This is a genomic window from Janthinobacterium sp. BCJ23 (assembly GCF_059617945.1).
In genome coordinates this window covers 41,253-61,822 of sequence record NZ_JCAQAW010000005.1, presented here as the reverse complement: position 1 = coordinate 61,822, position 20,570 = coordinate 41,253, and the positions used below count along the sequence as shown (strand labels likewise).

General features: G+C 63.5%; 19 protein-coding genes. 7 read left to right on the top strand and 12 right to left on the bottom strand.

Features of this window, described 5'->3' with window-relative positions; translation table 11 throughout:
- Positions 1 to 8 precede the first annotated feature (8 nt).
- The 4 genes from gspE to AC54AG_RS17140 all read left to right on the top strand — a co-directional run bounded on the left by gspE (position 9) and on the right by AC54AG_RS17140 (position 5,571).
- Positions 9 to 1,430, top strand: coding sequence for a type II secretion system ATPase GspE (gene gspE / locus AC54AG_RS17155; RefSeq protein WP_100428779.1), 1,422 nt, complete (start codon positions 9 to 11; stop codon positions 1,428 to 1,430).
- Positions 1,431 to 1,440: 10 nt separating this feature from the next.
- Entirely contained in the window at positions 1,441 to 2,661 is a 1,221-nt protein-coding gene (gene gspF / locus AC54AG_RS17150; RefSeq protein WP_034753056.1) for a type II secretion system inner membrane protein GspF, read from the top strand.
- A 16-nt stretch (positions 2,662 to 2,677) separates the two neighbouring features.
- Positions 2,678 to 3,244 carry a type II secretion system protein N gene (locus AC54AG_RS17145; protein WP_080698615.1) on the top strand — a complete coding sequence of 189 codons (567 nt, stop codon included), beginning with the start codon at positions 2,678 to 2,680 and terminating at the stop codon, positions 3,242 to 3,244.
- 68 nt (positions 3,245 to 3,312) lie between these two features.
- Complete coding sequence (locus AC54AG_RS17140; protein WP_496631049.1) at positions 3,313 to 5,571, top strand: patatin-like phospholipase family protein; 2,259 nt, start codon at positions 3,313 to 3,315, stop codon at positions 5,569 to 5,571.
- On the opposite strand, the gene AC54AG_RS17135 is transcribed toward AC54AG_RS17140, so the two are convergent.
- A complete protein-coding gene (locus AC54AG_RS17135) occupies positions 5,544 to 6,329 on the bottom strand; it encodes a helix-turn-helix domain-containing protein (protein WP_496631047.1) in 786 nt (261 codons plus the stop codon). The genes AC54AG_RS17140 and AC54AG_RS17135 overlap by 28 nt on opposite strands.
- A gap of 168 nt (positions 6,330 to 6,497) precedes the next feature.
- On the opposite strand from AC54AG_RS17135, the gene AC54AG_RS17130 reads away from it, so the two are divergent.
- Positions 6,498 to 7,112: an outer membrane protein gene (locus tag AC54AG_RS17130; RefSeq protein WP_070304524.1), complete on the top strand. Its 615-nt coding sequence runs from the start codon at positions 6,498 to 6,500 to the stop codon at positions 7,110 to 7,112.
- A gap of 69 nt (positions 7,113 to 7,181) precedes the next feature.
- On the opposite strand, the gene AC54AG_RS17125 is transcribed toward AC54AG_RS17130, so the two are convergent.
- From AC54AG_RS17125 to AC54AG_RS17090, 8 genes are all read right to left on the bottom strand, one after another.
- Entirely contained in the window at positions 7,182 to 7,376 is a 195-nt protein-coding gene (locus AC54AG_RS17125; RefSeq protein ID WP_034753063.1) for a hypothetical protein, read from the bottom strand.
- Positions 7,377 to 7,394: 18 nt separating this feature from the next.
- On the bottom strand, positions 7,395 to 8,747 hold the full coding sequence (gene hslU / locus AC54AG_RS17120) for an ATP-dependent protease ATPase subunit HslU (protein ID WP_034753607.1): 1,353 nt from the start codon (positions 8,745 to 8,747) through the stop codon (positions 7,395 to 7,397).
- A gap of 37 nt (positions 8,748 to 8,784) precedes the next feature.
- On the bottom strand, positions 8,785 to 9,321 hold the full coding sequence (gene hslV / locus AC54AG_RS17115; protein ID WP_034783551.1) for an ATP-dependent protease subunit HslV: 537 nt from the start codon (positions 9,319 to 9,321) through the stop codon (positions 8,785 to 8,787).
- A 223-nt stretch (positions 9,322 to 9,544) separates the two neighbouring features.
- The gene (gene dksA, locus AC54AG_RS17110; protein ID WP_034753066.1) at positions 9,545 to 9,997 is read right to left on the bottom strand and encodes an RNA polymerase-binding protein DksA; all 453 of its coding nucleotides are present in this window, start codon (positions 9,995 to 9,997) and stop codon (positions 9,545 to 9,547) included.
- A gap of 481 nt (positions 9,998 to 10,478) precedes the next feature.
- Positions 10,479 to 11,585: a CobW family GTP-binding protein gene (locus AC54AG_RS17105; RefSeq protein ID WP_496631044.1), complete on the bottom strand. Its 1,107-nt coding sequence runs from the start codon at positions 11,583 to 11,585 to the stop codon at positions 10,479 to 10,481.
- A gap of 138 nt (positions 11,586 to 11,723) precedes the next feature.
- Positions 11,724 to 12,671, bottom strand: coding sequence for a tyrosine recombinase XerC (locus AC54AG_RS17100; protein ID WP_496631042.1), 948 nt, complete (start codon positions 12,669 to 12,671; stop codon positions 11,724 to 11,726).
- A gap of 7 nt (positions 12,672 to 12,678) precedes the next feature.
- Positions 12,679 to 13,356 carry a DUF484 family protein gene (locus AC54AG_RS17095; protein WP_035823876.1) on the bottom strand — a complete coding sequence of 226 codons (678 nt, stop codon included), beginning with the start codon at positions 13,354 to 13,356 and terminating at the stop codon, positions 12,679 to 12,681.
- A 178-nt stretch (positions 13,357 to 13,534) separates the two neighbouring features.
- The gene (locus AC54AG_RS17090) at positions 13,535 to 14,605 is read right to left on the bottom strand and encodes a porin (protein ID WP_034753069.1); all 1,071 of its coding nucleotides are present in this window, start codon (positions 14,603 to 14,605) and stop codon (positions 13,535 to 13,537) included.
- A 415-nt stretch (positions 14,606 to 15,020) separates the two neighbouring features.
- Between AC54AG_RS17090 and AC54AG_RS17085 the strand changes: the two genes are divergently transcribed.
- A complete protein-coding gene (locus tag AC54AG_RS17085; RefSeq protein WP_496631040.1) occupies positions 15,021 to 16,523 on the top strand; it encodes a tetratricopeptide repeat protein in 1,503 nt (500 codons plus the stop codon).
- 11 nt (positions 16,524 to 16,534) lie between these two features.
- Here the strand turns inward: AC54AG_RS17085 and dapF are convergent, their stop codons facing one another.
- From dapF to AC54AG_RS17070, 3 genes are read right to left on the bottom strand one after another with little or no spacing between them, the layout of a single operon-like run.
- A complete protein-coding gene (gene dapF / locus AC54AG_RS17080; RefSeq protein WP_496631039.1) occupies positions 16,535 to 17,398 on the bottom strand; it encodes a diaminopimelate epimerase in 864 nt (287 codons plus the stop codon).
- An 11-nt stretch (positions 17,399 to 17,409) separates the two neighbouring features.
- Entirely contained in the window at positions 17,410 to 18,285 is an 876-nt protein-coding gene (locus AC54AG_RS17075; RefSeq protein ID WP_034753075.1) for an LpxL/LpxP family acyltransferase, read from the bottom strand.
- Complete coding sequence (locus tag AC54AG_RS17070; RefSeq protein WP_034753077.1) at positions 18,282 to 19,151, bottom strand: lysophospholipid acyltransferase family protein; 870 nt, start codon at positions 19,149 to 19,151, stop codon at positions 18,282 to 18,284. The genes AC54AG_RS17075 and AC54AG_RS17070 overlap by 4 nt, the downstream gene beginning before the upstream one ends.
- A gap of 188 nt (positions 19,152 to 19,339) precedes the next feature.
- Here AC54AG_RS17070 and metK point away from each other — a divergent pair, with 188 nt between their 5' ends.
- Entirely contained in the window at positions 19,340 to 20,506 is a 1,167-nt protein-coding gene (gene metK / locus AC54AG_RS17065; protein WP_034783537.1) for a methionine adenosyltransferase, read from the top strand.
- Positions 20,507 to 20,570 lie beyond the last annotated feature (64 nt).

The following is a 20,570-nucleotide window of genomic DNA, read 5'->3' as shown; positions in this document are numbered from 1 at the left end:
GGGCAGTCATGAGCAATCTGCTTCCCTACGCCTACGCGCGCGATTTCGGCTTGCTGGCCCGGCCCGGCGCCATCGACGGCGCCCCCGTCGAAGTGCTGGTGGCCGCATCGACGGCGCCGGCGGCCATTGCCGAAGTGTCGCGCCGTTTCGGCCAGATCCAGCTGACGGTCTTGCCGCGCGGCGAACTCGATGCGGCCATTGCCGGTGCCTACGCGGGCGGCGGCGGCGACGCGTCGCAGATGGCCGACGAATTCGACGCCGACCTCGATCTGACCAAGCTGCTGCAGGACGTGCCTGCCATCGAGGACTTGCTCGAATCGTCCGACGACGCGCCCGTCATCCGCATGATCAATGCGCTGCTCACGCAGGCGCTGCGCGAAGGCGCGTCCGACATTCACATCGAGCCGTTCGAGCAGACGTCCGTCGTGCGTTTCCGCATCGACGGCAGCCTGCGCGACGTCGTGCGTCCCCGTAAAGCCATCCATGGCTCGCTGATTTCGCGCATCAAGATCATGGCGCAGCTCGACATCGCGGAAAAACGCTTGCCGCAGGACGGCCGCATCACCCTGCGCGTGGGCGGCAAACCCGTCGACGTGCGCGTCTCGACCCTGCCCACGGGGCATGGCGAACGGGCCGTATTGCGTTTGCTGGACAAGGAAGCGGGTCGCCTCGACTTGCAGCACCTGGGCATGAGCGCGCCCATGCTGGCGCAGTTCGATGGCCTGATCACGCAGCCGCACGGCATCGTGCTCGTCACCGGCCCCACCGGTTCGGGCAAGACGACGACCTTATATGCAGCGCTGTCGATGCTCAATGCCACCACCACGAATATCCTGACGGTGGAAGACCCGATCGAATACGACCTGGCCGGTGTCGGCCAGACGCAAGTGAACCCGCGCATCGACATGACCTTTGCCAAGGCGCTGCGGGCGATCTTGCGGCAAGACCCGGACGTGATCATGATCGGCGAGATCCGCGACCTGGAAACGGCGCAGATCGCCGTGCAGGCATCGCTGACGGGCCACTTGGTGCTGGCGACCCTGCACACGAACGACGCCTCGGCGGCCGTTACGCGCTTGCTCGACATGGGCATCGAACCGTTCCTGCTGTCGTCGTCGCTGCTGGGCGTGCTGGCGCAGCGCCTGGTGCGCAAATTGTGCGGTTCGTGCAAGACCTTCGATGGCCAGTACTGGCAGGCGGTCGGCTGCGAGCATTGCGGCCAGACGGGCTACCAGGGCCGCGTGGGCGTGTACGAATTGCTGCGCACGACGGAGCAGATCCGCGCGCAGATCCACAACCGCGCGTCGGAAGCGGAAGTGCGCACGGTTGCCCTGCAGGACGGCATGCTGAGCATGCGCGACGATGGCGAACGCTGGCTGCGCGACGGCACCACCACGCAGGCTGAATTGCTGCGCGTGACCAAAGACTAGGCCCGCCACCATGCCCGCATTCCGCTATGAAGCCGTCGACGCCCAGGGCGCCACCCGCAAGGGCGTGCTCAATGCCGACAGTCCTCGTTCCGCGCGCGCCGAGCTGCGCGTGCAAGGCCTGGTGCCGCTGGCCGTCGAGCCGATCGCCGCGCAGGTCGACGCCGCCGGCGTGACCAAGCGGCGCGGCTTCGGCGAGCGCCTGTCCAGCACCGAGCTGGCCCTGTTTACGCGCCAGCTGGCCAGTTTGCTCGAAGCGGGCCTGCCGCTGGAGCAGGCGTTTTCCGCACTGCTGGAACAGGCCGAGCGGCCGTATCTGCGCGACCTGATCGCCTCGATCCGTTCGGAAGTGATCGGCGGCGCCGCGTTTTCCGACGTGCTGGCGCGCCATCCGCGCGATTTCGCCGAGATCTATCGGGCGCTGGTGGCGTCGGGCGAGCAGATCGGCCATTTGTCGCGCGTGCTCTCGCGCCTGGCCGACTATATCGAGCGGCGCAATGCGCTGGTGCAGAAGGTCAAGCTGGCGTTTACGTATCCGGCCATCGTCACGGTGGTGGCGTTTTCCATCGTGATCTTCCTGCTCACCTACGTGGTGCCGCAGATCGTTTCCGTGTTCGCCAATACCAAGCAAAAGCTGCCCATGCTCACCGTGATCATGCTGGCGCTGTCGGACTTCGTGCGCAACTATGGCCTTATCGTGGCCGTGATCCTGGCCGGCGCCTGGTTCGCCTGGCGCCGCGCGCTGCAGCAGCCGGCCCTGAAGCGGCGCTGGCATACCTGGCTGCTGACGGCGCCCTTGTACGGCAAGTTCGAACGCAGCCTGAACACGGCGCGTTTTGCCAGCACCCTGGCCATCACCACGGGGTCCGGCGTGCCGATTTTGCGCGCGCTCGACACGAGCCGCGACACGCTCACCAACGTGGCGATGCAGGAACTGGTGCAGGAGGCCAGCGGCGCCGTGCGCGAGGGCGTCAGCCTGGCGCGCGCGCTGTCGGCGCAAAAGCATTTTCCACCGATGCTGATCCACATGATACGCGCGGGTGAAATCACGGGCGAGCTGCCGGCCATGCTGGAACGCGCCGCCAGCGCGCAGGAGCAGGACCTGGAACGCCGCACGCTCACCATCGCCGGCCTGCTGGAGCCGGCCCTGATCCTGGCCATGGGCGTGGTGGTGCTGCTGATCGTGCTGGCCGTGCTGATGCCGATTATCGAAATCAATCAGCTCGTCAGATAAGAAACCCAAGGAAGCCATGAAGCGTTTGCCTCAATTTACAAGTTTGCTCGCCGTCGTGGCGCTGTCCGTCTCGCTGGCCTATTGGGCCATGCAGCTGTTCAAGGCGCCGCAGCGCCCCATCAATCCGCCGGCTGTGCCGGTGGTGCAGGATGCCAGCGTGGAGGCGGGCGCCTCGCTGTTCGGCGGCCAGGTCAGCGTGGCCACGGCCAGCAATTACCAGCTCAAGGGCGTGGTGGCCGCCGGCAATGGCCGCGGCAGCGTGGCCATCATCTCGACCGATGGCAAGCCGTCCGTGGCCTTGCCGGAAGGCGCCGAGGTGGTGCCCGGCGTGACGGTGCTGGAAGTGCATGCGCGCCACGTGCTGCTGCGCGATGGCGGCGTGAGCAAGCGCATCGACCTGGTGGCTGACGACAAGGCGCTGGCCTTGCCGGGGCCCGTGTCCGCCACCCCAACACCTGCACCGGCCCCGGCGCCGGCATCGAATCTGGTGCCGCCGCCGCTGCCGATGGAACAGCAGCGTCCGGCCACCGTCATGCCGGCCGCGCCGCAGGTGACCACCACCAGCACGCCGCCGTCGAATTAACGCTCATTAACGCCGTTCTTATCGTATTTTGCCGATGGCGCCGTGCCGCCATCGCGACTGGAGTCTTCATGTTCTCGATCCGTGCCGTCCTGGCGGGCTGCGTGGCGGCGCTGTGCACCTTGCCGCAAGCCGGCGCCGCAGCCGACGTTCCCGCCGTCACGCCTTCCCCTGGTTCCACCGTGGCCATTCCTGCCCCCGCGCCGGCCCGCCCGCGCATCGCTCTCGTGCTGTCGGGCGGCGGCGCGCGCGGCCTCGCGCATATCGGCGTCTTGAAAGTGCTGCAGGAGTTGCACGTGCCGATCGACATGGTGGTGGGCACCAGCATGGGCGGCGTGGTCGGCGGCGCGTATGCGGCCGGCGCTTCCGTGGCGGACCTGGAAAAGATGGCGCGCGACACGAACTGGGCGCGCGTGGTGGCCGACCGGCCGCCGCGCGACGAACTGGCGTTCCGCCGCCGCGAGGAAGATTTGCTGCTGCCGTCGCGCATCGAGTTTGGCACCAGCCGCAACGGCATTTCCACGCCGCCGGCGGCGGCCAGCAATGCGGCGCTGGAAATGGCCCTGAACCGGCTGCTGCCGGCCGGCATGCGCGACCGGCCCGCCAGCCAGCTGCCCTTGCCCTTCCGCTCGGTGGCGTCGGACCTGGTCAATGGCGAGCTGGTGGAACTGGTCGACACCCCTTTGTTCCTGTCGATGCGCGCCTCGCTGGCCGTGCCGGGTGTCTTCGCCCCCGTGCGCGTGAATAACCGGCTGGTGGTCGATGGGGGCCTGGTGCGCAACCTGCCCGTCGACATGGCGCGCGCCATGGGCGCCGACGTCATCATCGCCGTCAACGTGGGCACGCCGCTGGCGCCGGAAAAAGAGCTGGGCAGCGCCATCGGCGTGGCGCAGCAGATGCTGCAGATCCTCACGGAGCAGAACGTGCAGCGCTCGCTCAAGGAGCTGCAATCGCAGGATATCCTCGTGGCGCCCGACCTGACGGGCGTCAGTTTCCTCGACTTTGAAAACTATGCGCGCGCCATGCGCGCCGGCGAGCAGGCGGCGCAGGCCTTGGCCGCCCGCCTGGCGCCGCTGGCCCTGCCGCCGGAACAGTATGCGGCGCGCGAGCAGCTGCGCCTGGCGGCGCCGGCCCTGCTGGACGTGGCCCTGCCGCTCACGCGCCTGGCCGTGGAGAGCGAAGGCGATATCAATCCGCGCATCCTGCAGGCCCAATCGGGCCTGGTGGAAGGGCAGCCGGTCAGTCAGGAAGATGTGCTCAAGGCGGCCGCCAGGCTGTATGGCCGTGGCGACGTGGCGCGCGTGGAGACGGAAGTGGTCGACGCGGGCGACCAGCGCACGGTCAACATCAAGGCGGTCGAAGCGCCGTGGGCCAGCAACCGGCTGCGCGTGGGCCTGGAAATGGCCAGCGATTTCAGGGACAGCAATACCTTTGCCCTGAAGCTGCTGCACGTGCGCTCGAACCTGAACAGCTGGGGCGGCGAATTGCGCAGCATGGCGCAGATCGGCAATGAGCGCGGTTATGGCGTGCAGTTCTGGCAGCCGCTGGGGGCCGGCAACCCGTGGTATATCGCGCCGGAACTGCAGTACAGCTCGTCGGCGATGGATTTGTTCGACAAGGGCCGGCGCAGTTCCCGCGTGACATATAACGGCCAGACGGCGGCGCTGGTACTGGGACGCCAGTTTGGTACCTGGGGCGATCTGCGGTTTGGCGTCACGCGCACGGAGGTCAAGGGCCGGCTGGCGATTCCGGCCGACCCTACGCTGCCGGAATCGCGTGCACTGGGCACCACGCAGTTTGTGCAGCTCCGCGTCGATACGCTCGATTCACCGGGTTTCCCCACGCGCGGCATGCTGGTGGATGCCACCTGGACGCGCGATTCGAGCACGGGGTCAGGCGAAGCGGCCCTGGGCCGCTCTTCCATCACCGGCATGCAGGCTTTTAGCCGCGGCAACTGGGCCGGCCATGTGTATGGCGAATGGGCGCGCGCGCAGCGCGGAGAGGCGCCGCTCAGCCTGGGCGGCTTCCTGCGCCTGTCCGGCACGCAGTTCGAATCGGTGACGGGACGCAGCGTGGCCCTGGCGCGCTTCGTGATGGCGCGCCGCATCGGTTCCCTGCCCAGTACCCTGGGCGGCGCCGTGCGGGCCGGCTTTTCGCTGGAGATGGGCGGCGGCTTCGATCAGAGCGAGCGCTGGAAATCGACCAAGTTCACGCAAGCGAGCAGCGCCTTCATTTCCGTCGATACGCGCTTCGGTCCCGTGTACGTGGCCTCGGGCGCATCGAAGGGCGGCGAGAGCACGTTTTATCTGTTCCTGGGACCGGTCTGGTAGGGAGCCGCCGGGGCGGCGGACGCCGAGCTGCGGCGCAGGGCCGTGAAGGCGGCAAATTCCCATGAGCGGAAACCCAGCAGCAGGGTAAAGCCATCGCGCTCGGCGGGTGCCAGGCGCCGGTCGTTCTGGTGCAACCGCGCCAGTTCCTCGGCCAGCTGGCGGATCTTCTGCACCAGCTCCTGCGCACTCGACAGCGACAGGCGCGCCGGGATGCACATCAGGGTCTCGCCGGCGCCGTCGAAATGCCCGCTGAAGTAATCGGCCACCACGTGTTCGCGGAAGTACTGCTGCACCGGACCGTCGGCCAGCCAGTGGAAGGCGTTCGAGACGCGCAGGCTGTAGCGGTTCAGCGGCTTGAGTTCGATCAAGCCCAGTCGGTCCAGTTCGGCCAGGCAGCCGATGCATTCGGCCTGCGTCAGCGCATACGTTTCCACCACCTGCTCCAGGCTCCAGTGGCCGAGGCAGCAGATCGCCACGAGCAGCAGGCGCGGATGCGCCACCAGCGATTTTTCCTGCACCAGGGTGAGCGTGTCGGCATGCGGCGTGATGTCGGCCGCGCCGCGCAGCACGTCTTCCATGGCGATGCCCGAGGCCTTGCAGATCAAGGCCAGGCGCGACAGCGACATGTCGTGCTGGCCAAACATGCGCTTGACGCTCGACTCGCTCATGACGATGCGTTCGGCCAATACCTTGTACGTGATGCCGGCGGCGCGCAGTTGGGTGCGCAGCACGCGCAAAACCAGTTCAGGTGAACTCACGGGATATCCTTTTTTACAAGTTTGGTAGCGGGTGACGGTACCGAATGTAGCCGTTAATGGCACTTTGCACAAGGTGATAGTACTTTTTGGCAAAAGCGATGACACTCCCGCTTGTGGCTCGCGCAGCGCGCTACAACCAGGCAATCCATCCACTTGTAGAGGTTATCCATGTTCCCATCTTTCCGTTTCCCCGCAGCGCTGCTGGCGCTGGCCACCATCGCTCCCTTGCACGCCAACGCAGCCGAAGCTGCACCGGGTCCCATCTATGCGGGCGCCAGCTATGGCTTTCGCGCCAGTAGCGGCCTCGATTGCATCGCCGGACAAAGCGATTGCGACAAAAGCAGCAAGCGCAATGGCAAGGCCTACGTGGGTTACAGTTTCGACGCGCTGCCGTTTCAGGGCGGCGTGGCCGTGCCTTCGATTGAACTGGTGGGGTACATGGGTGGCGAGGTCAAGTCCGGCTTCGACACGGACGCGGGCAAGCGCGCTGGCCGCGGCAAGTTCTCGGGCCTCGGCATGCAGGGCGTGCTCGGCTACCAGTTTGACGCGTTTACATTGAGTGGCCGCGCCGGTGCGGCCTACACGCAGGGCAAGGTCGATTATCTGGGTGGCGGTTCGGACAAGAAGAGCAAGATCGGCCTGACCTACGGCCTTGGCGCGGCGTATGCGCTGAACAAGAACTGGTCGCTGCACCTCGACTGGGACCGCGTGCCCGTCAAGTACAACAGCAAGCAAACGACCAAGGTCGACATGTTTTCGCTGGGCGCGTCCTACCGCTTCTAAGGGGATGCTGCCGCGGCAGAGAGTGGCCTGATGGCGGACGCCCTGTAAAAAGGGGTGTCCGCGGGCGGCCTATTTGTCCGTTTCTACTTTCAACAGCAGTTTCGCCAGCAGGCGTTTTTCCTGCTGGCGCTGGCCTGATACGGTTTTCACGTGCGCCCCGGCGGCGCGCTGCAGGGCTGCAGTGGCGACCGGGTTGCGCGGTTTTTGCGAGGGTTCGACGCGGAACTGCATTTTCTGCCGCGTCGCCAATGCCTTGTTTGCCATCGGTTTCCCCCCTCTTTCTTACAGCACGTAGCGCGACAGGTCCTCGTTGACCGACAGCGCTTCCAGGCGTTCGTTGACATACGCGGCATCGATCACCAGCAGGTTTTCCGAACTGCTGCTGCCTTCGCTGGCCGTAAACGACACTTCTTCCAGCAGCTTTTCCATCACCGTGTGCAGGCGGCGCGCGCCGATGTTTTCCGTGCGCTCGTTAACCGAATAGGCGATTTCCGCCAGGCGCGTGATGCCTTCCGGCGCGAACTGCAGTTTCAGGTTTTCCGTCGCCAGCAAGGCTTCATACTGCATCGTCAGGCAGGCGTCGGTGCTCGTCAAGATGCGCTCGAAGTCCGAGATCGACAGCGATTCCAGCTCCACGCGGATGGGGAAGCGCCCTTGCAGTTCCGGGATCAGGTCCGACGGCTTCGACAGGTGGAACGCGCCCGAGGCGATGAACAGGATGTGGTCCGTGCGTATCATGCCGTACTTGGTGTTGACGGTCGTGCCCTCGACCAGCGGCAGCAGGTCGCGCTGCACGCCCGCGCGCGAGACGTCGGCGCCGCCCGACTCCGAACGCGAGGCGATCTTGTCGATCTCGTCCAGGAAGACGATGCCGTTCTGCTCGACGTTCTGGATGGCCTTCTGTTTCAGCTCATCTTCGTTGAGCAGCTTGGCCGCTTCTTCCTCGACCAGCAGTTTCAAGGCTTCCTTGATCTTGACCTTGCGCGCCTTCTTACGCTGCGCGCCCACGCCCGAGAACATGGACTTGATCTGTTCCGTCATTTCTTCCATGCCTGGCGGCGCCATGATTTCCATCTGCGGGCCCGCCTCGGCCAGCTCGATCTCGATTTCCTTGTCATCGAGCTCGCCCTGGCGCAAGCGCTTGCGGAAGGTCTGGCGCGTGCTGTCGCCGCTGCCCGTGTCCACGGCCGCGGCCGTATTTGGCGTGAAGCCGAAGTCGCGCGCCGGCGGTACGAGGATGTCGATCACGCGGTCTTCGGCCGCATCTTCGGCGCGTGCGCGCACTTTCTTCATTTCCAGCGCGCGCGTCTGCTTGATGCCGATGTCGATCAGGTCGCGGATGATGGTGTCGACGTCGCGGCCCACATAACCGACTTCGGTAAACTTGGTCGCTTCGATCTTGATGAACGGCGCCTCGGCCAGCTTGGCCAGGCGGCGCGCGATTTCCGTCTTGCCGACGCCCGTGGGGCCGATCATGAGGATATTTTTTGGCGTGATTTCATGGCGCAGGGGCTCGGCCACCTGCTGGCGGCGCCAGCGGTTGCGCAGGGCGATGGCGACGGCGCGCTTGGCCTTGGCCTGGCCCACCACGTGCTTGTCGAGTTCAGTGACGATTTCCGACGGGGTCATGTTCATGATCATAATTGGCTTTCCATTCTGTGCTCGGGGACGCTTAGTCGAGCGTCTCGATAATGTGGGACATGTTCGTGTAAATGCACAGCTCGGCGGCGATGGTCAGCGATTTCCTGACCACGTCGGCCGGCGACAAGTCCGTGTTTTCCTGCAGCGCCTTGGCGGCGGACTGGGCGTAGGTGCCGCCCGAGCCGATGGCGCCGATGCCGTCTTCCGGTTCCAGCACGTCGCCATTGCCCGTGATGACGAGGGTCGATTCGCTGTCGGCCACCAGCAGCATCGCTTCCAGGCGGCGCAGCACGCGGTCGGTGCGCCAGTCCTTGGCCAGTTCGACGGAGGCGCGCAGCAGATTGCCCTGGTGTTTTTCCAGCTTGCCTTCAAAGCGGTCGAGCAAGGTAAAAGCGTCGGCGGTGCCGCCGGCAAAGCCGACCAGGACTTTGCCCTGATACAACTTACGCACTTTGCGGGCCGTGCCCTTCATGACGATGTTGCCGAGCGTTACCTGGCCGTCGCCACCCAGGGCGACTTGCTTGCCGCGCCGGACGCAGAGGATGGTGGTGCCGTGAAATTGTTCCATAGTGACCTCAAAAGATTCGTGCCGATGCGTGCAAGGCCATGCGATTGCGCGCCCATGCTTCAAAAGTGGGGATGGAAAAGGCAATTGCAAGCGGCACTTGCCGCTGCCGTGCTTGCTTCAGTGTAGTCGGCGCGGGACGAAAAAAAAGCACGCAACCGGGGTTGTGTGCTTTTTTTATCGCCATCACGGGGCCGCCGGGGCGGCCGCGCAAGGGGAGGGGCGATCAGTCGCCGTAGAGTTTTTGCTTCAGTTCGCGCCGTTGCTGGGCTTCCAGCGACAGGGTGGCGGTCGGACGGGCGATCAGGCGCGGGATGCCGATAGGCTCGCCCGTTTCTTCGCACCAGCCATAGTCGCCGGCGTCGATGCTGGCGATCGATTGTTGTACTTTCTTCAGCAATTTGCGCTCGCGGTCGCGCGTGCGCAGTTCCAGCGCATGCTCTTCCTCGATCGTGGCGCGGTCGGCAGGGTCCGGTACGAGCACGGTTTCACGCAAGTGTTCCGTGGTTTCGCCGGCGTTTTTCAGCAGATCTTTTTCGAGCTGCTGCAGGCGCGCCTTGAAGAATGCCAGTTGTGCCGGATTCATGTAGTCATCTTCGCTCATGGCGCGAATTTGATCTTCGCTGATGAGAGGGATGTCTTGGTTGGCGGCCGGGGTCGATTTATTAGTTTTGGTCATAACTTCGCTTACCTTCGATACGACAGAGTTTTCAAATTGATCAGTTGATGCGGCGATACCGAGCAACTGTACAGGTTCCGCTTGGCATTGCTGTCCCGCTGTACTGCGTGCGACCTTGGCTTGCCGGCGTAAGCCAGGATTACCGGCCGGCTAAGGTGCCATGTTGATAACTTTTTACCGCTCTATGCCAGTCGCGCTATGCGCGCGTCAACAGGCGTGTTGGGTGGATCGGTTGCATGCCTGGCATGCGGCCAGCGGCAGTTTGCCAGCATTTCATGACAGGCTAACGACATGGGCCGTTTTCGTCGCTGATTTTGGCACGCTTTGCTTTATATTGCCATCCCGATTTGTTGACTAGCCGATCAGAGACGGCTACTTGTTGGTTTATACCAGCAAGATGGGTGTCGGACAGCGGGAAAGCGTGCTTAACTTTCCCTTTTGTTTCTGCTTTGCAACGGATACTTTGCAAAACCCGGCTAGTTTATACCAAACATTGTTCGAGTCCGCGAATAAAAATGTCTTTTGGTAGATTTTTGCCAATAAATACCATTTTGCTGCCACGCACTTCGTTGTCGCCCCATTTGGCGCCCAGGTCGCTGCCCATCAGCTGGTGCACGCCTTGGAAGACCACCTTGCGCTCGGCGCCCTGCATCAGCAGTACGCCCTTGTAGCGCAGCATGCGCGGGCCATACACTTGCACCAGGCCGCCGAGGAACTCGTCGAGCTTGGCGCTGTCGAACGGTTGCGTGCTCTTGAAAACAAAGGCGGCGATATCGTCGCTGTGCTGCGCGTGGTGGTGGTCGGCATGGCCGCAATCGGTGGCGCAGGCTTCGGTGTGCTCATGTGCGTGCTCATGCTTGTGCTCATGGCCATGTTCATGTGCGTGATCGTGGTCGTGCGCATGGTCATGATCGTGCACGTGCGCCGTTTCCGTGGCCAGGAAATCCGGGTCCAGTTCCAGCTTTTCATTCAGGTTGAAACCGCGGATGTCGAGCACTTCGGCCAGCGGCGCGCGGCCGAAATCGACCTTGGCGATCGGTGCGCGGGGATTGATGCGCTTCAGGCGGCGCGTCAGGGCGGCCACGTCGTCTTCACTGACGAGGTCGGTTTTCGACAGCAGCAGGTTGTCGGCAAAGCCCACTTGCCGCTGGGCTTCCTCGTATTCATCGAGTTGCTTCATTGCATGGCGGGCATCGACCACCGTGATGATGGCATCGAGCATGTAGTGGCTGCCCACTTCCTCGTCGACAAAGAAGGTTTGCGCCACGGGACCGGGATTGGCCAGGCCCGTCGTTTCGATGACGACGCGGTCGAATGCCAGCAGGCCGGCGTCGCGCTTGCGCGCCAGTTCCGTCAAGCCCACGATCAGGTCGCCGCGTACGGTGCAGCAGATGCAGCCGTTGTTCATCTCGATGATGTGTTCGTTGCTATCCTGCACCAGGATTTCATTGTCGATGTTTTCCTGGCCAAACTCGTTTTCGATCACGGCGATGCGCATGCCATGGTCTTCCTGCAGTATGCGGTTGAGCAAGGTGGTTTTGCCTGCGCCCAGGAAGCCGGTGAGGATGGTGGTTGGAATCAGTGCCATGAAGATGCCTATGCTGTAATCGGTGGTGCCGCCGCGCAAGCGGAAGAATGCGGACGATTATGCCGGAATTTTGCAAAAGCTTGCAAATGCGCGCCGATCCGCTTGATATGGATCAGGCTGGCCAACGGGCGCGGCTGCCTACTTGACCTTGGCGCGCGGGTGCGCCTGGTCGTACACGTGCGCCAGGTGCTGGAAATCGAGGGCCGTGTAGACCTGGGTCGAGGTGATGCTGGAATGGCCCAGCATTTCCTGCACGGCGCGCAAGTCGCCCGACGATTGCAGCACGTGCGAAGCGAACGAGTGGCGCAGCACGTGCGGATGCACGTTCGCGGGAATGTCCGTCGCCAGCGCGTGCGCCTTCAGGCGCAGCTGCAGTACGCGCGGCGAGATGCGCGTGGCGCGCGTGCTTAAAAACAGGGCAGCGCTGCCATCGGCCGCCGGCGGACGCACGGCCAGCCAGGCGGTCAGGGCCACGAGGGCTGCCTTGCCGACCGGCACCTTGCGCATCTTGTTGCCCTTGCCCGTGACGATGACTTCGAAGCTGGCCATGTCGAGCCAGCCCAGCGAGGCGGGTTGGCCGTTCTCGGCCTTGCAGTAATGGGTGTCCAGGCTGGTCAATTCGGACACGCGCAAGCCGCTCGAATACAGTAGTTCGAACATGGCGCGGTTGCACAGCTGCTCCGGCTCGGCGGCGCCTTGCTGGTGTTGCGCGGGCGCCACGAGGCGCACGGCGTCGTCCACCGACAAGGCTTTGGGTAAGGTTTTGGCCCGCTTGGGGGCGCGGATGCCGTCGACGGGATTGGCGTCGAGGGTGGTCTCGCCGCTGAGCCAGTTGAAAAAGCCCCGCCACGACGACAGCTTGCGCGCGATTGAGCGCGGATCGAGGCCGCCAGCGTGCAGCTTGGCCGTGTAGCGGCGTACTTCGTTGTGCGCCAGCGCCGTCCACGGCGTATCGCCGCTCAGTTCCAGCAAGGCGCGCAAGTCGCGCCCGTAGGCGTTCAAGGTATGCGGCGACAGCTTGCGCTGCGTGGCCAGCTGCGCCAGGTAGGCGTCGAGCCACTCGGCCTTGCCGCGCGCCGCATTCATGGCGTATTCAGGCAGGCGAGCCGGCGCGCAGCGCGGCCAGGGCGGCGCTGGCCGTGGCGCCGATATGCACGAGGAAGTCCGTGCCCATGCTTGACGTAAAGCGTTCGCTGTCGGGCGAACCGAGCACCAGCAAGCCGAAGGTGCCCGTGGTGTTCGGGGCGCGCAGGGCGATCATGACGGTCGATTCGATCTTGTCAGCTTGCAACCAGTGCACGGCTTCGAAATCGCGGTTGCTGCCGCAGTACGGCGTTTGCAGGCTGTTGGCGAACATGCGCACGTCGGCCGTCACGTCTTCCGTGAACCAGCCGTCGGCGTGTTCCGGCAGCACTTGCCACAGGCGCAGGCTGACGTAGGGCACGTCGAAATTGCTTTGCAAGGCATCGACCAGCACGCGCGGCATGTCCGCATCGTTGCGCACTTGCAGCATGGCCTGGTTCCAGCCGTGGAACTTGCTGGCGATATCGCCATTTTCCTCGGCCACGCGGCTCAGCTTGGACATGCGCAGCTCGAGCGCCTTGTACTTGTCGCGCATCACTTCCATCTGCCGCTCCTGCAGCGAGATGGTGCGTCCCGTCAGCGGGCTGCTCAGCTTGACCTCACCGAGCAGGGCGGTATGCTCTTCGAAGAAATTCGGATGCTCGCTCAGGTACTGGGCGACGGTGCTGGAATCGAGTGTGGCGGTCATTGAGAATATCTGTCAGTGAAAGTTGAACGCTTCATTCTAACCGAGAGTGCGGCGGCATAGGCGCAAAGGGCGCGGCACCCAGGCATTTTCCGCACGCCCATGAAAAAAGCGGCATGGTTACCCATGCCGCCTTATCTTCCTGGTCAATTGTCACCCGCGGAGGGTGACAGGCGGGCCATTAGAAGTTGTGGTGTACGCCGACGCCGATGTAGTTGGTCGTGCTCGAAACGTTGTAGTTGGTCGTGCTGGCAGCTTTCTTGTTCGAAATATCTGCGTACACGTAGGTACGTTTCGACAGATTGTAGTCATAGCCCAGCGATGCTTGCTTGGTTTTGACTACGCCATCCGGCGTTTTTTGACCGTAGCCAGCGCGGATCTTGCCTGGGCCGACGTCGTAGTTGGCGCCCAGTACCCACGATTTGGTTCCGGTATTGACGATCTTGAATTCTTCATCGTTCTGGTGCTGGATCGACAGCATGACTTTCAGCTCAGGAATCGGATTGACCGACGCACCGACCGACCACAGCTTGGCTTGCAGGCCATTGCGCTCGTAGGCGGCCATGGCGGCAAAGCCTGGCGAGGAGTACGTCACGGATACCGAGTATGGATTCGATGCCGGCGCCACATTGCCTGGCACGAAGTAGTTACCGGAGGCATTCGTCGTCAGGTTGCGCACGGACGCTGCAACGGCGGCGTTGTTGTTCGCTTCCTTGGCGGCCACGGTGGCGTTGAACTGGAAGCCGCTGATGACTGGCGAGTTGTAGAACACGGCATTCGAGAAGCGGTTACGCGAGTTGCCGGCTGGGCTCAGCGGATCGCTGGTGTAGCCGGCGACGGTCAGGTCGGTCTGGAAACCGGCTGGCGTAGGCATGCCCGACCATGGTTCGAAACCGGTGCTCGTTTCCTGGAACGCGGTCAGGCCACGGCCCAGACGTACGGTACCGAAGTCTCCTTGCAGGCCGACGCGGCTTTGACCTTGGAACAGCGGACGGGCGCCATTGCTTTCCAGCGTGCCGGTGTCGGATTCATAGCGAATTTCGAGTTGGAAAATAGCTTTCAAGCCATTGCCCAGATCTTCCGTGCCCTTGAAACCCAGTTTGTTGTTGTCGCGCTTGGTAACGGCGGTGGTCGAACCAGTCGCTTTGCCCAGGCCTGCATCGATCGTGCCGTAGATTTGGACGGACGACTGCGCTTGTGCGGTTGCGGCAAAGGCGCCGAAGAGTGCGAGGGCAACGAGTGATTTTTTCATGTCTTATTCCCTATTAAAAGTGAGTTCCGTCCGAGATCCGAGCAGATTGAAATGCGCTAACTGTCGCGTTTCGATGAATGAACCTTAATTCGTCGGCGCGCAAGACGTGCGGGATTGGTCAAATATGCGTGAAAAGATTGGTGAAAAGCGGCATAACTGCATACCCCTGTTGTATTTTTGTAACGCGCGGTTTCTGCCAGTCCTGCGCCGATGGCCGGCGTTTTCCCATCGCCACCGTCGCGGCGCCGTGTCATCTTGGCATGTTGGGAACAGGACATTGTTGCGTTGAATCAAGTTCTTGAGGCCGCTTTGGCGGATTTACGACACAAGGACGTTACACTAAGGGATGGCCTGCAAGGATGGGTCTGGAGATGGCTCACTATTATTAGAATCATTGACTCAATATCGAGAATCGATGGCAAATCGCGAAACATTAGGATTGATCAAGGGCGCACGTGCTGGCGATGTGGCTTGCCAGCTGGCGTTGGGACGGGTGTACCTGTTTGGGCAGGGGGTGCCGCAAAGCTTGCCGACCGCCTTGCACTGGCTGGCGCGGGCGGCCCAGGAAGATAGCGAGGAAGCGTGCTTGCTGATCGGTACGCACGTGCCTTTCGAAGTGGCGCAACCGGCAGCCAAGGCGCTGATCCCGTATTACGCGCAAGCGTTCGATGCGGGTCTGGTACAGGCGGGCCTGGTGCTGGCGCAACTGGTGCTGGGCAACGCCGCCAGCAGCAGTGAAGCCTTGCGCGCCAAGGCCCGCGTGGCGCTGGACGCCGCCGTACGCGCCGGCTTGCCCGATGCGCAATGGTTGTTGTCCCTGCAAGAACGATCATCGGCGGCGCCCGGACAGGACACCAGCGCCGCTGGCGAGCAAGCCATCGATGGCGACGCGCCGCTGCATGCCTGGCTGGAGCAGGCGTGGAGCCAGGGCAACCATGCGGGCTTCCTGTCGCAAGGCTTGCCGCTGGCGCGCGAGCTGCTGCAGCGCCAGGCGGCGGCCGGTACACGCACGATCGCCCTCGACGCGCAGCAGGTGCTGTTGCTGTCGCGTTGCGCCCAGGCATTGGCGCCTGGCGGCGATGCCGAAGGCTGGCAGTGCTGCGAGTTGGCCGCGCATGGCGGCGACCGCACGGCGCAGCTGGAGCTGGGGCTCGGCTATGCGCGCATGGATGCGCACGGCCGGCGCCTGGCCACGCGCAATGGCGCGGCCAATTTCAAGCGTGCCGTGCGCTGGTTGACGCAGGCGGGCGAGCAGGGACTGGCCGAAGCCTGGTTCGTGCTGTCGCGCATCTATACGAAACCGGAATTTTCCCAGCGCAATGTGGTCGAAGCCCATTTCTGCCTGGAGCGTGCTGCCGACCTGGGGCATGGCCCGGCGCAGCTCGAGTGCGGCATGCATGCGTGGCGTAACCGCCGCGACGGTGTCAACAACGATGTGCGTGCCGCGTATTGGCTGCTGCAGGCGCAGGCGCAAGGCAGCAGTGAAGCGGAAGCGGCGCTGGCGAAAATCGCGCCGCAAGGCGAGCCCGGCGACTGGGGCCAGTGCGCCGCCATGCACGCCGATGAACATTTGCGCCAGCTGGGCCAGAGCCACCCCCTGCTGGCGGCGCGCCTGGCGCTGGCACGCTGCTTTCATCTGTCGCGTGCCGAGGCGCTGCTGCTCGATATCCATGCGGCCGACCAGGGGCATTGCCTGTTGATCGATATCAGTGCCACGCATGGGCGCGGCAAGCGGCGCCTCGTGCTGATCCGCACGGCGCAGGAACGCCAGCTGCTCGACCAGGTGGTACGGCTGTTCGAGCGCGTCGATTGCAGCGTGGCGGGGCCGGAAGGCAATTACCGGCAGCGTCTGTACCGCCTGAAGTGCTACCTGGCCGAGCTCGATGCAACGCAGGAACAGCAGTTCCTGGCGGCATGATGCAGCGTTGATTACAGCTCGATCGTGCCTTCGAACACGGTCACGGCCGGGCCCGTCATCAGGACGGGATGGCCGGGACCTTGCCAAGCGATCGACAGTTCGCCGCCGCGCGCGCTGATGCGCACGGGGGAGTCGAGCAAGCCGCGGCGGATGCCGGCCACGGCGGCGGCGCAGGCGCCCGTGCCGCACGCCAGTGTTTCACCGGCACCCCGCTCAAACACGCGCAATTTCACGTGCTGGCGGTCGACGATCTGCATGTAGCCGGCGTTGACCCTGCGGGGAAAGCGCGGATGATGCTCGATGCGCGGCCCTGTCACTTCCAGGTCTTGGGCGTCGACATCGTCGACCACTTGCACGGCATGCGGGTTGCCCATCGAGACGACTGACACCAGCACAGGAGAGGTTTGGCCCGGCAAAGCCAGGTCTAGCGGCCACAGCAGATCGCTGCCTTCGGCCACGCCCGTCAAGCCAGCCGCATCGAACGGCACCAGCGCCGGTTCGAGCACGGGCGCGCCCATGTCGACCGTGATGCTGCCGTCGAGTTCCAGGCGCGGCGCGATGACGCCGGCCATGGTTTCCACGCGGATGCTGGCCTTGTTCGATAACCCTTTTTCGCTGACGAACTTGACGAAGGCGCGCGCGCCGTTGCCGCATTGCTCGACTTCGCCGCCATCGTTGTTATAGATGCGGTAGCGGAAGTCGCAGCCGGGCAGGCGCGGCTTTTCCACGACGAGAATCTGGTCGGCGCCGATGCCGAAACGGCGGTCGGCCAAACGCTGCCACTGGGCCGGCGTGAAGGCTATGTCCTGGTTGATGGCGTCGATGACAATGAAGTCATTGCCGGCGCCATGCATCTTGGTAAAGTGGAGTTTCATGGTCTGCCGTATCACTTGTGCTGGTTATAGAACGACGCTTCGCCTTCCGGACGCGTCTTGAAGCGTTTATGGGTCCAGAAATACTCGGCCGGCGCTTCGCGCACGCGCTCCTCGATGAACTCGTTCATGCGGCGCGTGGCGGCCGTGATGTCGTCGCCCGGATAATCGTCCCACGCCGGATAGTAGGTCACTTGCCAGCCCTGGTAGTTGGGCAGGAAGGTGGCGATGACGGGAATCACTTGCGCCTTGGCGGCCAGCGCCAGGCGCGCCGTGGCCGTCAGGGTGGCGGCGGGCACGCCGAAGAAGGGCACGAATTCCGCATCCTTTTCGCCGAAATCCATGTCCGGCAGCATGAAATACGGCAAGCCGTCGCGCAGCGCGCGCAAAATCGTCTTGATGCCGTCCTGGCGCGTAAACAGCTTGGGCGGCTTGAAGCGCGAGCGGCCGTTGCGCAAGGCCTGGTCGAAGGCGGCGTTCTTTTGCTGCACATACATCGACGAGGCGGAAATTTCCATGGCCGTGGCGGCGCCGGCCACGTCGAGGCAGACGAAGTGCGGACACAGCAAAATCGTGGGCTTGGCCGCGATCTGCTGGCCCGGGAAGGCGGGCACCTTCTTGATCAGACGGTTCAGGCGCGCTTCCGAGGACCACCACAGGATGCTGCGTTCCCACACGCTGCGCGAATAGGCCTGGAAATGCTGGCGCGCCAGCGCCACGCGCTGTTGTTCCGTCAATTCCGGCATGCACAGGCGCAGATTCGTCAGGGCGATCTTGCGCCGCGTGGGCATGGCGATGAACAGCACGCTGCCGACGGCCACGCCGAAGCGGCCGAGGATGGGTAAAGGCAGCCAGTGCAGCAGCCACATGAAGGCGATCAGCAATCTCATGCCTGCTCCCCGGCGGCATCGGACGTGGCCGGCGTGGGCGGCGGTGCGCCGCGCGGCACTTTATAGCGGTTGTAGCTCCACAGGTATTGCGCCGGGCTGCGCGCGATCAATTGCTCCATGGCCGCATTGATGGTGCGCGCCTGCTCGGCCGAGGTGCTGGCTAGCGATTCGGTGAACGGCACGAAATGCACGACATAGCCGCGCCCGCCCGGCAGGCGTTCCGCGTAGGTGATGATGACTTCGGCGCCGCCCATCTGCGCCAGCTTGGCCGGCAGGGTCATGGTGTAGGCGGGGCGACCAAAGAAATCGGCCCACACGCCTTCGCCTTCCTGCGGCACCTGGTCGGGCAGCAGGCCGATGGGCTGGCCTTTTTTCAGGCATTTGGCAAAGATGCGCACGCCCGACATATTGGCTGGCGCCAGCATCAGGTTTTCGCGCGCGCGGGCTCCTTCGATCAGCGGTTTCAAGGCGGCGCGCTTGGGCGGGCGGTACATCACGGTGAGCGGCGTGCGCAGCGCGATTTGCTGGGCGACGATTTCAAAGCAGCCCAGGTGCGGCGTCAGGAAGACGATGCCGCGGCCATGCTGCAGCGCTTTTTCCACCAGTTCCCAGTTTTCCACCGTCGCATGGCGCGCCACGCGCTCGGCTGGCGCGCACCAGATGAACGGTAATTCCAGCACGCTCTTGCCCGCTTCGGCCACGGCCGTGTGCAAGTGTTGCGAAAACCCCGCACCCTGCATGTTCTCGCGCATGCGGCGGCGGTAGGACGGCGAAATGGCGTAAATCACCCAGCCGAGCGCAGCGCCCAGGCCATGCAGGACGGGCAGGGGAAAGACGGACAAGAAGCGAAAAATTGGGACTAACATGTATAAGCGGTTTCCAGGAATGGCGTGTTGCTGTGCCAAAATTTTTTAAGAAGCGTAAAATACCACGTATGCAGTAACCGCTGAGTTAATAGACAACTTGCGAAGCGGAATATAAATATCGCTAAAGCGTCGCAGGCAAAATCCTCTTTACTGCGACAGAACATTCACATAGTAAACAGGAGCTTGCAATGTCAAACGACTATCTCTTCACTTCCGAATCCGTTTCGGAAGGCCATCCCGACAAGGTTGCCGATCAAATTTCCGACGCCATCCTTGACGCCATCCTGACCCAGGATCCAGCCGCCCGCGTGGCTGCCGAAACCCTGTGCAACACGGGCCTGGTGGTGCTGGCTGGCGAGATTACCACGCACGCCAATGTTGATTATATTCAAGTTGCGCGCGAAACCATCAAACGCATCGGCTACGACAACACGGAATATGGCATCGACTACAAGGGTTGCGCCGTGCTGGTGGCCTATGACAAGCAGTCGCCCGACATCGCGCAAGGCGTCGATGAAGGTGCGGGCATTGACCTGGATCAAGGCGCTGGCGATCAGGGCCTGATGTTCGGCTACGCTTGCGATGAAACGGCCGAGCTGATGCCGGCCGCCATCCACTACGCGCACCGCCTGGTCGAGCGCCAGTCGCAGCTGCGCAAGGATGGCCGTTTGCCATGGCTGCGTCCGGATGCGAAATCGCAAGTGACCCTGCGCTACGTCGATGGCCGCCCCGTCGGCGTGCACACGGTCGTGCTGTCGACCCAGCATGCGCCGGAAATCTCGCACAAGCAGATCGAAGAAGCCGTCATCGAAGAAATCATCAAGCCGATCCTGCCGCGCGAATGGCTGACGGAGACCAAATTCCTCGTCAACCCGACGGGCCGTTTCGTCATCGGCGGTCCGCAAGGCGATTGCGGCCTGACCGGCCGTAAGATCATCGTCGACACCTACGGTGGCGCAGCCCCGCACGGCGGCGGCGCGTTCTCGGGCAAGGATCCATCCAAAGTCGACCGTTCGGCAGCCTACGCGGCCCGTTACGTGGCGAAAAACATCGTCGCAGCCGGCCTGGCGCGCCAATGCCAAGTGCAGGTCAGCTACGCCATCGGCGTGGCCAAGCCGATCAACATCACTGTCTACACGGAAGGCACGGGCGTGATTCCCGACGCGGAAATCGCCAAGCTGGTGCTGGCGCACTTCGATTTGCGTCCAAAAGGCATCGTGCAAATGCTCGACCTGCTGCGCCCGATCTACCAGAAGAGCGCCGCCTACGGCCATTTCGGCCGCGAAGAGCCGGAATTCACGTGGGAGCGTACGGACAAGGTCGCCCTGCTGCGCGACGCCGCCGGCCTGAAGTAATCTAGTCAAAATTGCAAGAAAAGCGCCCCGGCCTTCTGGCCGCGGGCGCTTTTTTTATGTGTTG

Bases quoted from the DNA above. Each gene is read 5' to 3' on its own strand.
- gspE (WP_100428779.1), top strand. From the start codon at position 9: ATGAGCAATCTGCTTCCCTACGCCTACGCGCGCGATTTCGGCTTGCTG.
- gspF (WP_034753056.1), top strand. From the start codon at position 1,441: ATGCCCGCATTCCGCTATGAAGCCGTCGACGCCCAGGGCGCCACCCGC.
- AC54AG_RS17145 (WP_080698615.1), top strand. From the start codon at position 2,678: ATGAAGCGTTTGCCTCAATTTACAAGTTTGCTCGCCGTCGTGGCGCTG.
- AC54AG_RS17140 (WP_496631049.1), top strand. From the start codon at position 3,313: ATGTTCTCGATCCGTGCCGTCCTGGCGGGCTGCGTGGCGGCGCTGTGC.
- AC54AG_RS17130 (WP_070304524.1), top strand. From the start codon at position 6,498: ATGTTCCCATCTTTCCGTTTCCCCGCAGCGCTGCTGGCGCTGGCCACC.
- AC54AG_RS17125 (WP_034753063.1), bottom strand. From the start codon at position 7,376: ATGGCAAACAAGGCATTGGCGACGCGGCAGAAAATGCAGTTCCGCGTC.
- hslU (WP_034753607.1), bottom strand. From the start codon at position 8,747: ATGAACATGACCCCGTCGGAAATCGTCACTGAACTCGACAAGCACGTG.
- hslV (WP_034783551.1), bottom strand. From the start codon at position 9,321: ATGGAACAATTTCACGGCACCACCATCCTCTGCGTCCGGCGCGGCAAG.
- dksA (WP_034753066.1), bottom strand. From the start codon at position 9,997: ATGACCAAAACTAATAAATCGACCCCGGCCGCCAACCAAGACATCCCT.
- AC54AG_RS17105 (WP_496631044.1), bottom strand. From the start codon at position 11,585: ATGGCACTGATTCCAACCACCATCCTCACCGGCTTCCTGGGCGCAGGC.
- AC54AG_RS17100 (WP_496631042.1), bottom strand. From the start codon at position 12,671: ATGAATGCGGCGCGCGGCAAGGCCGAGTGGCTCGACGCCTACCTGGCG.
- AC54AG_RS17095 (WP_035823876.1), bottom strand. From the start codon at position 13,356: ATGACCGCCACACTCGATTCCAGCACCGTCGCCCAGTACCTGAGCGAG.
- AC54AG_RS17090 (WP_034753069.1), bottom strand. From the start codon at position 14,605: ATGAAAAAATCACTCGTTGCCCTCGCACTCTTCGGCGCCTTTGCCGCA.
- AC54AG_RS17085 (WP_496631040.1), top strand. From the start codon at position 15,021: ATGGCAAATCGCGAAACATTAGGATTGATCAAGGGCGCACGTGCTGGC.
- dapF (WP_496631039.1), bottom strand. From the start codon at position 17,398: ATGAAACTCCACTTTACCAAGATGCATGGCGCCGGCAATGACTTCATT.
- AC54AG_RS17075 (WP_034753075.1), bottom strand. From the start codon at position 18,285: ATGAGATTGCTGATCGCCTTCATGTGGCTGCTGCACTGGCTGCCTTTA.
- AC54AG_RS17070 (WP_034753077.1), bottom strand. From the start codon at position 19,151: ATGTTAGTCCCAATTTTTCGCTTCTTGTCCGTCTTTCCCCTGCCCGTC.
- metK (WP_034783537.1), top strand. From the start codon at position 19,340: ATGTCAAACGACTATCTCTTCACTTCCGAATCCGTTTCGGAAGGCCAT.